We start from the raw sequence: 13,989 nt of genomic DNA on the forward strand, positions 1-13,989 counted from the left end.
AATTATATTTGCCCTTATTTATTTAATGACAAAATACATTTAATTTTGCAATGCCTATTTAATCGCTTATTTATATTTCTTACCGCCAATAAATCTTGCCAAGACATTTAATGATAAGACAGCAAGGGTAATCAAGAGTGCCGCCGACCACGCCAATTTATTCCAAGTAATATCAGGATTCATAGAAAATTGATAAATCGTATTTGGCAAATTGGCAATCGTCTGACTCATGTCCATACTAAAATACAAGTTATTCAAAGCGGTAAATAAGAGCGGAGCGGTCTCGCCTGTGATACGGGCAAAGGCAAGCAGTACGCCTGTAATCACGCCTGCTTTGGCGGATTTTAGGGTAACGTGTCCCACGAGCTTATATTTGGGCGTGCCTAGGGCGTAGGCGGATTCTCGTAGGGCATTTGGCACAAGGGCGAGCATATTCTCGGTGGTACGCACGACCACAGGAATGACGATAAGAGCCAAAGCGGTCGCCCCTGCCCAACCCGAAAAACCCCGACCGCCCGAAACCATCAGAGCATAGACAAACAGACTGATGACGATACTCGGAGCGGACAGCAAAATGTCATTTAAAAAACGAGTAACACCGCCAAGCGTCCGCCCAAATTTGCCATCATTATCGGCAAACTCCGCCAAATAAATCCCTGCCATGAGTCCCACAGGCGTGCCGATAAACAGCCCCGAAAAGACAAGCATTGCCGATCCAACAATGGCGTTTTTGAGACCGCCCACGGTGGCAGGGGGCGGGGTGTTGGCGGTAAAAATGGGCAATTCCATAAAGCCTGTCGCCCCACGAGAAAACAGCGTAATCAAAATCCAAACAAGCCAAAACAGCCCAAACACCATCGCTGACATGGTAAAGCCGATGCCAAGGGCGTTTTTGAATTTGCGTTTTTGGTACAACGTGCCATTCATCCGCTCATGGAATTTGGGCGTTGGGGCAGTTGGCTTTTCGTGCGTGAGTGTGGCCATGATAACCTTCTTTTAACCTTTGGGGTTGGTGGTGTATCCTTGTTTAACTTCAAAATATACCACCGCAGAGGCTGACTCTGCACGCCCAACCATATTAGTCTTAGCAATGGGCGTGTGCAACACACCCCTACAACTTTATTTAAAATACATTTATTTAAAATTAAAAACTTACCTTTAATCTTATCACCTTATTTCCCTGCCTTTTTATCAATTTTCATCAGCATAATTTTGGAAATTGACAAAACAATAAAGGTGATGACAAATAAGATTAAGCCTAAATGCAGTAGCGATGATAAATGAAGTTCGCTGGACGCTTCGGCAAATTCATTGGCAAGGGCGGACGTGATGGACACCCCCGATGCAAACATACTGGGCGTGATGTTAAAGGTGTTGCCGATAAGAAACGTTACCGCCATTGTCTCGCCCAACGCACGCCCAAGCCCCAAAATCACACCGCCAACCACGCCTGCTTTGGTGTAGGGCAGAACGATTTTGGTCATAACTTCCCACGTGGTTGCCCCCACGCCATAGGCGGATTCTTTTAGCAGGTCAGGTACGACAGCGAACACGTCTCGCATGGTGGCGGCGATAAAGGGAATAATCATGATGGCAAGGACAAGGCTTGCGGTAAACAGCCCAACGCCCATGGGAGCCCCATTAAACAGCGTGCCGACCACAGGCAATCCGCCCAAATGATGAATGAGCCACGGCTGAACCTTATCGCCAAACCACGGAGCAAACACAAACAAGCCCCACATCCCATAGATGATAGACGGCACGCCTGCCAACAGCTCGATGGCGATGCTTAGGGGTTTTTTGAGCATTTTTGGGCATAGCTCGGTCAAAAACACCGCAATGCCAAAACTCACTGGCACGGCAATCAAAATGGCGATAAATGACGTAACAAGCGTGCCATAAATCGGAGCCAACGCCCCATACTCGCCCGACACAGGATTCCATTCGCTACTGCTATAAAAGCCTAGTCCAAAGGCTTGCATACTCGGAATCGCCCCAATCACCAAAGACGCCAAAATCCCACCCAATGACAACAATACAAGCAGGGCAAAAAATTTGGTGGCAAGCACAAAGATGGCGTCTAGCTTTTTTTGTTTGTTTAATTGACCTTTTAGGCTGTCGGCACGGGCGGTGTGTGTTGTCATGATTGACCTTTTTGATTTTTAAATTAAAATTTATTTAAATGGTAATGCAAAATAATTTAGGAAATTGGCTATTTTTATTAACATCACTTTGTAAAATTGTAGAGGCAATCACATTCGCCCTGTGTTATATTAACTTGTTTTTAATCATTTAAAACATTATGAGTTCCAAATTATTTTAAATTGCGATTTATATATTTTTAATTAACCTAATTTAATTTGGCATAAGGGCGAAAATATCCGCCCTTATTTTTTATCCACATTATTTATTAAACAACGGCTGACCGTCCGCCCCTCTGATTTCCGCCCAGCTTGCCTTAAATAGACCGACTGCCGTGTCGCTAAATGGCACATAATCCAAGGCTTTGGCAGAGTCATCGCCATTGGCATACGCCCAATTAAAGAATTCAAGCACGCCTTTGACTTGTTCGGGGTTTTGGGGATTTTTGTGGATGATGATAAAGGTCGCCGCCGCAATCGGCCATGCCCCTGCCGTGTCCGAATTGGTCAGCACTTTGTTAAAGCCTGCTTCTGCCGACCAGTCAATGTCCCCTGCCGCTGCAAAGCTGTCTGCCGATGGCTGGACAAATTCGCCTTTGGCGTTTTTTAAGGAGACGTGAGCCATGTTGTTTTGTTTGGCAAAGGCGTATTCCACATAGCCGATGGAGTTTTTGACACGCCCCACGTAGCTTGCCACGCCGTCATTGCCCTTACCACCCATACCTGTGGCGGACGTTGGCCACTTGACCGCTTTGTCCACGCCAACTGCACTTGCCCAGTCGGGCGATACTTTGGTGAGATAGTCGGTGAAGTTGAAGGTCGTGCCTGAGCCGTCCGAGCGGAACACGGTGGTAATGTTGGCGTCAGGCAAGGTTACGCCTTCGTTTAGGGCAGTGATGGCAGGGTCGTTCCATTTGGTGATTTTGCCCAGATAAATCTTGGCAAGCGTGTCGCCATCTAGCTTTAATTGCCCTGCACTCACGCCATCGACATTGATGACAGGCACAACACCGCCAATCACGGTTGGGAACTGAATCAGCGCGTCAGCGTTTAGCTCGTCCACGGTAAGCGGTGCGTCCGATGCCCCAAAGTCCACGGTTTTTTCTTTGATTTGCTTGATACCGCCTGATGAGCCGATGGATTGGTAATTGACTTGTCCGCCTGTGGCAGAGTTAAAATCAGCCGACCACTTGGCATAGATGGGCTGTGGGAATGATGCCCCTACCCCTGTGATTTTTAGCTCAGCAAATTCGCCTGTGCTTGGGGCGGGGGCGGTGGTAGCGAGGGCAGTTTCGGCAGGTTTGCCATCGGCGGGGGTATTTTGATTGCACCCTGTTAGGGCAAATACGCCTGCCACGCTTAGAGCAAGCAGTTTGTGAGTAAAAGATAACTGAACTGACATACAAACTCCGATGTAATGGGAAAATTGGTGCGACTGCTTGCAGATGGCAATTTACAATCGCTGTGCGTATTTTGCCGTGTTTGTATGACAGCTTAGTGAATGTTTGATGACAGTTTTATGACAGGGTAAAAAGGGATGGGCATGGGACGGGTAAAATTAGCAATTTGACAGTTTAACATTTTGACAGTTTAAAAAAGAATAAACCGCCAAATGAGCAAGCCATATTTTTCCAAAATACCACTGCCATGTGCTATAATAGTCCCTTTATCCCCCCTTTGGCAAACCCTTGGAGAAAACCATGACCGTTGCTACTTTTAATCCCAAAACCGACACCAAACCCCGCGCCCCCACGCTATCGCAGTTGGATTTGTCTCACTTAGAACAATTACCCAAAGACCCAACCGCCCCCAAAAAAGTCTTTATCGCCACCCAAGGCTGTCAGATGAACGAATACGACAGCCAAAAAATGGGTGATGTGTTGGGCGACTCTCATGGCATGATCGTTACCGATGACATCAATGAAGCCGATGTGCTTATCATGAACACCTGCTCTATCCGTGAAAAAGCCCAAGAAAAGGTATTCTCCGAGCTGGGTCGCTGGCGTAAACTCAAAGATAAAAATCCCCATTTGGTCATCGGCGTGGGGGGCTGTGTCGCCAGTCAAGAAGGCGATAATATCCAAAAACGTGCCCCCTATGTGGACATGGTTTTTGGCCCTCAGACCTTGCACCGCCTACCCCAGATGTATGATGAACTGACCGCCAAGACCGCGCGTGCCAAAGCGTTGAACGGAGAATATACCAACACCGCCAAAAACGGCAAAACTCGCATTGGCGTGGTTGATGTGTCATTTCCTAGCATTGAGAAATTTGACTTTTTGCCCGAGCCAAAGGTCGAAGGCTACAAGGCATTTGTCTCTATCATGGAAGGCTGTTCAAAATACTGCTCGTTTTGTGTCGTGCCTTATACTCGTGGCGAAGAGCTGTCTCGTCCGCTCGATGACGTGCTTGCCGAGATTGACGCACTTGCCGAACAAGGCGTGCGTGAAATTAACCTATTAGGGCAAAACGTCAATGGCTATCGGGGCGAGAAAGATGACGGCACGATTTGCCGATTTAGTGAACTTTTGCACTATGTCGCCCACATTGACGGCATTGAACGCATTCGCTACACCACAAGCCACCCCTTAGAGTTCACCGATGACATCATTGACGCTTATCGGCATATCCCCAAACTCGTCTCGCATTTACACTTGCCTGTCCAATCTGGCTCTAACGCCATTTTGCAAGCGATGAAACGCAATCACACCATTGACATTTATATCAATCAAATCAACAAACTAAAAGCCATTCGACCTGATTTGCATTTATCCAGCGACTTTATCATCGGCTTTCCTAATGAGACCGATGAAGACTTTGCCGACACGCTAAATCTTGCCAAAGAGCTAGATTTTGACCACTCATACAGCTTTATCTACTCAAAACGCCCTGGTACGCCTGCCTCTGATTTGCCTGACAATGTCAGCTTTGAGACCAAAAAAGAGCGATTGGCGACTTTTCAGGAAGTCATCAAGGATTCCACCTTTGCCAAGACCCGAGCGATGGTCGGACAGACCGTGCGAGTGCTGGTCGAAGAACGTGCCAACCGCAAAGATGGCTATTTGCACGGCACAGCCGACAACACCCGTTCGGTGATTTTTCGTGGCGGTGATGAGCTACTGGGTAAATTTGTCAATGTCCGCATTGATAAGGCGATTAGTATGCATTTGGTAGAAGGTGAAATGATGGCGGTATTAGGATAATGGACAATAGATAAGATACTAAGATTGGTGTATTTATGACAAATACATCATGTTAAGTTTTTAGGCGTATTAGGGCGTGCCTGCCATTGATGACATTTTTATAAGATAAGATGAAAATTTGACAATTTTAACCAATTTTGCATGAAAATGGCTAAATCTCATCTTTCATGCAAATACCAAAGGCAGGCACACCCCAATCAGCACAATCCGCCATCAGCAGACTAGAAAAAAGAGTGTTATTAAACACTCTTTTTTAACATTCTTAGCCTTAAACCTTAAATAATCACATCCGCCATCTTGATAATCTCATCATGCCCGACAAACTTATCATTGATGTAGATACGCTCTATGTTGGGGGGTGATTTTTGGCTTGGTATAATACTGCCTGATTTGAAATAATCTTCAATAATAATGCCATCATCATTTTGCTTGACATCGATAAACAGATGATTGCCCTGTTTGGCAAAGCCCAAATCAGACAGCGTCAGCCCCGAAATCTTTAAGATATCCAACCCACCAACATCACGAATCGTGTCCAGACCATCGCCTTTGTGATACAGATAAGTATCATTGCCATAGCCACCGATAAGCAGGTCGTTATCGAGTCCGCCAATTAAGGTATCATGACCAAATCCACCGATGAGCGTGTCATTACCACGACCGCCACTTAGGACATCATCTCCTGTCAGACCATTCATGGTATTGGCTTTATCATCACCCACAATATCATCAGCACCGAGCTTGCCCACATATCGCTTACCAACAGTGATGGGGTCGGGCGTTGGCGTGATGGGCAGAGCAGGCTCTGGCATCACGATGGGCTCACTGCCTTTGATGGTAAAGCTGGTATTGGTACTGACACTCTGACCGAAGCTGTCTGTCGCTGTTATGATAATGTCATGCATGCCAATCTCTGTGGTTGCAGGGTCTATGATGAGATGATTGTTGTCAATGTAGATACCGCTCAAAGAATTTGCCGATAGCGAATAACTTAACGCATCACCATCGTTATCAACAAACAGCTTATCTAGACCTATCTGCATCATGGCATCATCTTGGCTTAGCACAAGCGGTAGAGTCAAGGCAGAGACGAGCGTTGGCCGTTCATTTACTCTTAATGTGAAGCTGGTATTGGCATGCTCGCCCTTGGGGTCGGTGGCGGTCAATGTGATGTTAAATACCCCTTTATCAGGTGCTTTGCCTGTTAGCATCTTCGTAGCAGGGTCAAAATGCAGTCCATCCGCCCCTTGGATACTATACGTCAGCTCATCACCATCGGCATCGAAGAATACCTCGCCAAGACCGAGTGCGATGTCTCGCTCTGCCAACACCATCTGGTCAGAGACGGGATTATGAACGATGGGAGCGGTGTTTTTGGTTTCTTTTAGTATCATGCCTAGCAAGATGTCATTGTCGCCATCTTTTGTGGTGGGGGTGTTTTCGATGGCAATGGAGGCGTTGAAGTCTTTGCTTAATAGGCTGTAGTTGCCGTTATCGTATCTTATCAAGTCAAATTTGCCATCATTGCTTTGGTAGAGGTTGCTGGCATTGGCGGATTTAAAAAACTGTGTGCCTGTTAGATCATAATGATTGATTTTGATGATGCCACTATTATCACTGTCAATGATGGTTTTGTCATCCGCCCCGCTTTTGGCTAGGTCTTTTAGGTCAAACACATACGCATCATTGCCTTTGCCACCAATTAGCCTATCTCGTCCTGCACCGCCTTTTAGCGTGTCATTCCCTTCAATATTCTCATCTCTGTTATCATCACCCCATAGGATGTCATCACCCTCACCACCATCTAGATAATCATTGCCATATTGACCGATGATAAGGTCGTCTCCCTTGCCGCCGTACAAAAAGTCATTGGCATTGTGTTTGTATGATTCGTCTAAAAGATGGTAATTATTTGCCAAAGCAATGTCTTTTTGTTTGGTTAAGAGATAATCCATTTTGTCAGTCTCTACTTGAATGTTCCATTCAAAGGTTTTGTAGTCTTGTAAATTTGCGGTTTTTTGTTTTAGAGTGTTTTCTTTGTGATTGACTTGGTCGTAGGTATGCTCTATGCTTAAAATCTGATTATCACTGCGTAGCACTTGATTTTTTATGCCAAACCTTATATGCCCATCCCCCAATATCACATCATCGCCACCACCGCCATACACATAATCATTATCCGCCCCACCTTGTAAAAAGTCTTTATTTGCTCCCCCATAAATCACATCACTTCCTTGTCCGCCTAATGCCCAGTCTCCTTTGTCATTGTTATGGGTGTTATTAGACTCTGCTTGTTCATTGTCCACCCAAATCACATCATCCCCAATCCCTGCTGCAATCAAATCTCTTCCCATGCCACCAATAATAATATCTTTATCCACCCCAATTAAATTACCCTCTTTGTCTTGTTTTGGCTTAGGTAGCCTTTGACTGTCTTTGGGTTCAAAATCATAAAAGACTGCAGAGCCATAAATCACATCATTGCCATCACCCCCTTTTAAGATATCATGACCATCGCCGCCATAAATCACATCATTACCCCCTTGTGTGTCTATATCAAGGCGTTTGTCAGCCCCCAGTGCATTGATAAAGTCCACTTTATCAGAACCCATCACAGCGATGTTATTAGAAATAAAGCCATTGATATGAACAGTTGAATGCAATGTGTCATTGGTCTTGATGGTATAGACACCATGTGTGTCAGCATCTTCTTTACTGTCTGCTAAGACAAGAGAAAGGGCGGAATAAACATTGTGGTTGTCGCCTGTGATGGTGGCGGTGGTAAAGAAGTCTTTGATGGTAACGCTGTCAGCAGGAGAATTGGTAGAAGTAATTAATAAATCATTGGCACCTTTGATGGCGGTATAGAGTACATTTCCTTGATTGTCTTTGGCTTCCCATATGCCTGATGTGCCGTCTTTTAGAATAAAGTCTTTGGGGAGTTGTTGGTTGTTGAAGAGAATGCGTCCTTTGCCGTCAGAATCAAAGAGGGTGTCGTGGTCTTTGATGTGGTAGGTGTCAAAGCCTTCGGCACCATCTAGTTTATCATCTCCCTCTTTGCCATTAATAATATCATTGCCAGTTCCGCCCAAAATCTTATCATTATGGTCGCCACCAATTAAGGTATCGTTACCTGCATTGCCATAAATACGATAAGCATCATCAAACCAACTGTCAGCATCAATGACATCATTATCTGCTGATCCTAATAAATCTATATCATTAGGGGTTTCAAATGGGTTGAGACCGTCAGGGACGATATTACCCAATACCTGTTCAAAGACAGCGGTTAGGGTACTCCAACTGGTTAGAGCGGTTAAAAATGCCTTACCAAATAATTCACCAAAAGAAAACTCATCTTTGTGAATGGAAAATCTTTCATCATCTGCCCACTGTTGCTGTAATGCTTCTTTTTGTTCTTTTGTTAAATTAAGATATACCTCAGCATTTAGACCAAGCTTTTCATGAGCTGTGATTGTGGAGGCTATTGTATTGCTTATAACCGTAAATAATGTGGATACCACATCCATCGCAAGAGAAGCTGGTGTAACAAGTTTTCCTGCTATTTTTCTAATATCAGCAACCACTTCACCAATGGTTTTTGATAGTGTAACAACATCCGCCATCACATCGGCAATAACATTTTTTGGAATAAGACCTTTGTTGTAAAAAGCCTTGTTTCCGTTCGTGTCAACCACCTCATTAAAATCTCTATAATCCCAATAAATATCAAGATTTTTTACCAATCTATGTCCAATGATTAGTGCTTGTGATACATCTGCAACCGCTTCAAGTTTTGTATTTTTTGAAAAGTCACTAATGATATCCAATGCTACCAAAATCACAGATCTTCCAGCTTCAACACCGTCGCCAGTACTGGAAGTTGTGTTATTCATAATAGACCATAAATTATTGATATGGTTTACATTTTTCATCAACGAAAGAGTTGATGTTGGAACGGCTGATTCATTCAATGAATCTTTAACGGTTTTTGACATAGTCTTTACCTCGTTTGGTTAATAATCAATAAAATCATAAGGAAAATGAAAAGTTGTATAGCCAACAAAGACCTTAACATAAGTTACTCTATGACACTGTGTTGTGTCACGTTCGGGGTTTCTTTGAAGTATCAAGTGGTACTTCTTGTTTGCGGGAAATTCTTTGATAGAGACAGTCCGAGCACCTGCGGTAAATCCATCTACACTAATCCCTCCGATGGGCTGAAAATTACTACTATAACCATAAAAATATAAACAACCCTGTATTAAGTTATCAGGATTTTTTGCCTTAAAAACAACATAGGGCTTTAGTCCAAAAACAAAAAATAAGCTGTATAATATCAATAGATAAGCAAAACAAGTAAAAATTTTATCTTTGATACCAACTTCTTTGGCTTCTTCAATTTTTTCTGTCATCTCTCGACCACTCCGCTATCTGCAAAAACCGACAATACACCATCAGCTCTTCTGCTCTGTCATCACCGAGCGTTTTGGCTTTTTCTAGCCAGTACATACTTTTGGTAAGGTCTTTGGGTAAGTATTCACCTTTAAAATAGCACCAACCCAAAATATAGGTCAGCTCACCATCATCATTTTCTGCCATCATTTCTAGCTGTGTAATAATGGTGGGGTTGGTGGAAACTTGTTCTAATAGAGATTTGTAATGCTTAAGATTATCAGACATAATGGGATTTTTTTATAAATTTTAGCGATTGTAGCGCCAGCAATGGTTGTTTACAAGTATTTTTTAGTGTGTTTACAAAAATATGATGGTTGGTGGGTTAAATAAAAAGCGATGGCAATGTCTGATATTTTGGAATTTGAATTGAAAATGTTGGGTTTCGTACCTCAACCCAACCTACGGGCTGAAAACTCAAAATTTTGACCATTACTACTCATAGGAAAAACCTCTTGATAAAGTTAATAAAAGACAAACCTAAGTCTATAATCATATAAACCCAACCAATAAACAACATTACAAATATCATAAAGAATAAATAAACAATATTCAAATCAAAAACAGCTCGTAGGCTGGGTTGAACGATAGTGAAACCCAACAAATTCAGGACTTGAACTTAAAATGTTGGGTTTCGTAAACTCAACCCAACCTACGGGCTTCCCAAACTTTTTCATAGCCCTCTTTGTCGGTTACAGAACCAAATGAATGTTTTTCAAGAATTTTTCTTGCTTCTTCAATAAAGAAAGCATCTGCTAGACCAGTTAAATTACTCATAAAAATACCTCGTTAGGTTGGTTGAAAGAACTGTTTGATAAAATTAATAATATTTAAAATAAGTTTTTTACTCATTTTAAGCCATGAAATAAGTATAAGGACACTAATGACAGCAAACACAAAACAAAAATTCAAATAAAAGCTATCAATCCATATCACTATATTCATGGACATTCTAGCAGAAATTTCCAAGCTTTGAATTAGCAAAATAGTGCCAACAATCATTAGAACACAAAAAAACGCCAAAAACGAAACCCATAAATAAGATTTTAACAAATCGCATAAATTTCGGTATTCTTCTTTTACCTTAAACCGATTTATGCCACTCCAACCAATTGATCTATATAATAACATGTGTATCGATATAAAAATTAATGGAACATTAATAAATCTAAAAAAAATGAAATAAAAGGGCTGATTTGCCAAATTCAGAATCCAAAAATTCGGTTTCCGATTCATACATTGTATGCAAAATCTTGTCGCTTGATAACCCAATATCTAAGTCAAACAACTTCCTATCCACATTCAATGGTGGTAAATTGGTATTCCCCCTCACCCATTCCACAATCCCCATCACCCAATCAGGTTGCCACACCAGTGCCATCTCCTTCACCCATGCCGAAATAAAGAATACTTCAAATAAAAAGTATGACCCCAAAAACACCAATGCCCACCTTTGGATAGGTCGCATGGCAAGACCTCCTGTTTGGGTTAGGTAGTCTATGACTTCTTGTCTGTCCTCATCATCTAGTTCATCAAGATGGGCGTGTAATTCTTGCTCTCGTTTGGCAGTATGTGTTTTCCCAAAAAATAGCTTAAACCAAACAGGACAAAGTGCCATACAAGCACAGATGATAAGATAATAGATGAAGTTAAAGAACAAATTTTGCTGTAAGCTAAATCCTTCTAGCTCAAAGCCAAGAAAAGCAAATCCGATAAAGAACCAAAAACAGATGATAAGAGCATAATAAAACAGATTGTCTTCATAAAGACGATTAGAAACAAGCCAATCTTGGATGGTGTCGTGAGAGTGGGGCATTTTTGGTACATATGTTTAAACATTTTTTTAATCTAACATAGCAAAAATACATTGTCAATATATTGTTAGAGAATTTATCAGATTTTTGTTTCTTTAACTCAATTTAAAAATAGTCTTTGACTGTTGCCAAAACCTTATATACCCATCCCCCAATATCACATCATCACCTCGTCCGCCCAATGCCCGATCGCCTTTTTTGTTGTTATGGGTGTTGTTGGGATTATTTGAGTCGGTATGTATCGGTGTTTTACCATTTGACTTATACTCATGATCCACCCAAAATAATGTCATCGCCAATACCGCCTGCAATCAGGTCGTTACCCTCTCCGCCGATAAGCAGATCATGGTCTTCTTTGGGTATTTCTGGGTCGGTTGGGTCTCTTAGTTCATAATAGATGGGCGACCTGATATAACATCATTATCCGCCCCACCTCTGATAACATCCGCCATATCGCCACCGAATATCAGGTCATGCCCATCGCCTGCATCGATGTTTAGGTATTTTCTGCCTGTGCCAAAGATGGTGTCAGTCTTGTTTGAACCATAGATGTCTAAGTACTGAGCAGGAAAAGCACCTGTACCTATATGCGATAGAAAACCATCAATGGCTTTGATGGTGTAGGTGCGATTTTTATCAATGTCTTCTTGACTGTGGCCTAAATTAATAGACAATGCGGTGTATGTCGTGCCATTGGCGATGGCGATATTAAAGAAGTCTTTGATGGTAACGCTGTCAGCAGGAGAATTGGTAGAAGTAATTAATAAATCATTGGCACCTTTGATGGCGGTATAGAGTACATTTCCTTGATTGTCTTTGGCTTCCCATATGCCCGATGTGCCGTCTTTTAGAATAAAGTCTTTGGGGAGTTGCTTGCCATCAAATAGGATTTTGCCTTTACCATCTTTGTCATAGATGGTATCACGGTCTTTGATGTGGTAGGTGTCGTAGCCTTCGGCACCATCTAGTTTATCATCTCCCTCTTTGCCATTAATAATATCATTGCCAGTTCCGCCCAAAATCTTATCATTATGATCGCCACCAATCAAGGTATCATTACCACTATGTCCATAAATACGATAGGCATCATCAAACCAACTGTCCGCATCAATGACATCATTATCTGCTGTTCCTATCAAATCTATATCGTTAGGGGTTTCAAATGGGTTGAGACCATCAGGGACGATATTACCCAACACCTGTTCAAAGACAGCAGTTAGAGTGCCCCAACTGGTTAGAGTGGTTAAAAACGCTTCACCAAAGACCTCGCCAAAAGAAAACTCATCTTTGTGAATTGAATGATTTTCATCAAGCCATTTTTGCTGCAAGGCTTTCTTCTCATTAACTGTCAAATGACTATACTGTTGGTCTAATTGCATAAGCTTTTCATGATTTGTAACACGAGTTCCAATGCTATTACTGACCGCAGTAATTAATACAGCTACAACATCTAAGGCAATAGAATAAGGTGTAACAAGTTTTCCTGTTACGCTATCAAGAACATCAATAATATCTAGCACCTTTTTGGATAAAGCAAGAATGTCAGATTTAACATCTAAAATATTGGCAACTGGAATCATACCGTTGTTGTACTTAGCACCATTTTTGTCAGAATCTTCTACTTCATTAAAATCACGATAATCCCAATATTTATTTAGGTTTTCAATTAGTCTATCGCCAAGTATGACAGTTTCTGCTAGATGAGAGATGACGCCACCATATTTTTTAAGGGTTGGAGATTTGCTATTTTCAATGACGGTACGGAAATTTTCGGTAATGCTAAAAACCGCCAAAAATACAGACCGTATAGCCTCAGCCTCATCTCCAGTATTGTAGTTATTTAAGGCACTCCATAGATTGTTCATACCGTTGGTTGCAGTTAGTAGCTGATTGCCTGTTACGGCAGTGCCTTTTTGGTTATTTAGGCTAGTTCGGATTTGATTGCTCATATTACACCTCATTAATAATCTACATAATCATATATGTAGTATCGTTTAAAAAAACTGTGATTAGTAAAAATATTAAAATCTACAATAATATATTTAACATTGTAGCAGTAAAACTCACGGTATGGTACTTTTTTTTGTTTTGCGGAAAAGAATCAATGTGCATATCACTCAATGGACTCTGTTTTTCATTATTGATACGCCCCATAAGCGTACCTTTGAAATTTGCCCCTGTATAATACAAACACCCTTGCAAAATATTATCAGGATTTTTTGATTTGTATATGGCGATCGGTTTTCCCATTAGAGTCACAAAGCCAAGACAAATACAAAAAAACAACATAAGATATTGAAACAATATCTCATTTCTATGGGGTGGTGGTTTTTGCTCTTCATTCATTTTTTGCCTTTACTATCTGCAACAACTAAC

General features: G+C 41.9%; 12 protein-coding genes. 1 reads left to right on the forward strand and 11 read right to left on the reverse strand.

Annotated elements, in window-relative coordinates; genetic code table 11:
* Window positions 1–66: 66 nt before the first annotated feature.
* From pstA to pstS, 3 genes are all read right to left on the reverse strand, one after another.
* A complete protein-coding gene (gene pstA / locus B0182_RS08385) occupies window positions 67–984 on the reverse strand; it encodes a phosphate ABC transporter permease PstA (protein ID WP_410173924.1) in 918 nt (305 codons plus the stop codon).
* Window positions 985–1,172: 188 nt separating this feature from the next.
* Window positions 1,173–2,144: a phosphate ABC transporter permease subunit PstC gene (pstC, locus tag B0182_RS08390; protein WP_078274496.1), complete on the reverse strand. Its 972-nt coding sequence runs from the start codon at window positions 2,142–2,144 to the stop codon at window positions 1,173–1,175.
* Between the two features lie 259 nt (window positions 2,145–2,403).
* On the reverse strand, window positions 2,404–3,543 hold the full coding sequence (gene pstS / locus B0182_RS08395) for a phosphate ABC transporter substrate-binding protein PstS (RefSeq protein WP_078274497.1): 1,140 nt from the start codon (window positions 3,541–3,543) through the stop codon (window positions 2,404–2,406).
* A gap of 298 nt (window positions 3,544–3,841) precedes the next feature.
* Here pstS and miaB point away from each other — a divergent pair, with 298 nt between their 5' ends.
* On the forward strand, window positions 3,842–5,344 hold the full coding sequence (miaB, locus tag B0182_RS08400) for a tRNA (N6-isopentenyl adenosine(37)-C2)-methylthiotransferase MiaB (protein WP_078274498.1): 1,503 nt from the start codon (window positions 3,842–3,844) through the stop codon (window positions 5,342–5,344).
* 275 nt (window positions 5,345–5,619) lie between these two features.
* Here miaB and B0182_RS08405 read toward each other — a convergent pair whose 3' ends face one another.
* The 8 genes from B0182_RS08405 to B0182_RS08440 form a co-directional block, all read right to left on the reverse strand.
* Window positions 5,620–9,240, reverse strand: coding sequence for a putative Ig domain-containing protein (locus B0182_RS08405; RefSeq protein WP_158079664.1), 3,621 nt, complete (start codon window positions 9,238–9,240; stop codon window positions 5,620–5,622).
* Window positions 9,241–9,360: 120 nt separating this feature from the next.
* Window positions 9,361–9,759: a hypothetical protein gene (locus B0182_RS08410; RefSeq protein ID WP_078274500.1), complete on the reverse strand. Its 399-nt coding sequence runs from the start codon at window positions 9,757–9,759 to the stop codon at window positions 9,361–9,363.
* Window positions 9,743–10,027: an SEL1-like repeat protein gene (locus B0182_RS08415; protein WP_078274501.1), complete on the reverse strand. Its 285-nt coding sequence runs from the start codon at window positions 10,025–10,027 to the stop codon at window positions 9,743–9,745. The genes B0182_RS08410 and B0182_RS08415 overlap by 17 nt, the downstream gene beginning before the upstream one ends.
* A gap of 414 nt (window positions 10,028–10,441) precedes the next feature.
* Window positions 10,442–10,576, reverse strand: coding sequence for a hypothetical protein (locus tag B0182_RS15190; RefSeq protein WP_264675998.1), 135 nt, complete (start codon window positions 10,574–10,576; stop codon window positions 10,442–10,444).
* A gap of 391 nt (window positions 10,577–10,967) precedes the next feature.
* A complete protein-coding gene (locus B0182_RS08425; protein WP_078274503.1) occupies window positions 10,968–11,615 on the reverse strand; it encodes a hypothetical protein in 648 nt (215 codons plus the stop codon).
* A gap of 265 nt (window positions 11,616–11,880) precedes the next feature.
* Window positions 11,881–12,024, reverse strand: a complete 144-nt coding sequence (locus B0182_RS15325) for a hypothetical protein (protein ID WP_158079667.1) — start codon at window positions 12,022–12,024, stop codon at window positions 11,881–11,883.
* On the reverse strand, window positions 11,997–13,562 hold the full coding sequence (locus tag B0182_RS08435; RefSeq protein WP_078274505.1) for a calcium-binding protein: 1,566 nt from the start codon (window positions 13,560–13,562) through the stop codon (window positions 11,997–11,999). Before B0182_RS08435 ends, B0182_RS15325 begins: the two co-directional genes overlap by 28 nt.
* Before the next feature lie 79 nt (window positions 13,563–13,641).
* Window positions 13,642–13,959, reverse strand: a complete 318-nt coding sequence (locus B0182_RS08440; protein ID WP_078274506.1) for a hypothetical protein — start codon at window positions 13,957–13,959, stop codon at window positions 13,642–13,644.
* Window positions 13,960–13,989 lie beyond the last annotated feature (30 nt).

It is taken from the genome of Moraxella bovis (assembly GCF_002014975.1).
Taxonomy (GTDB): domain Bacteria; phylum Pseudomonadota; class Gammaproteobacteria; order Pseudomonadales; family Moraxellaceae; genus Moraxella; species Moraxella bovis.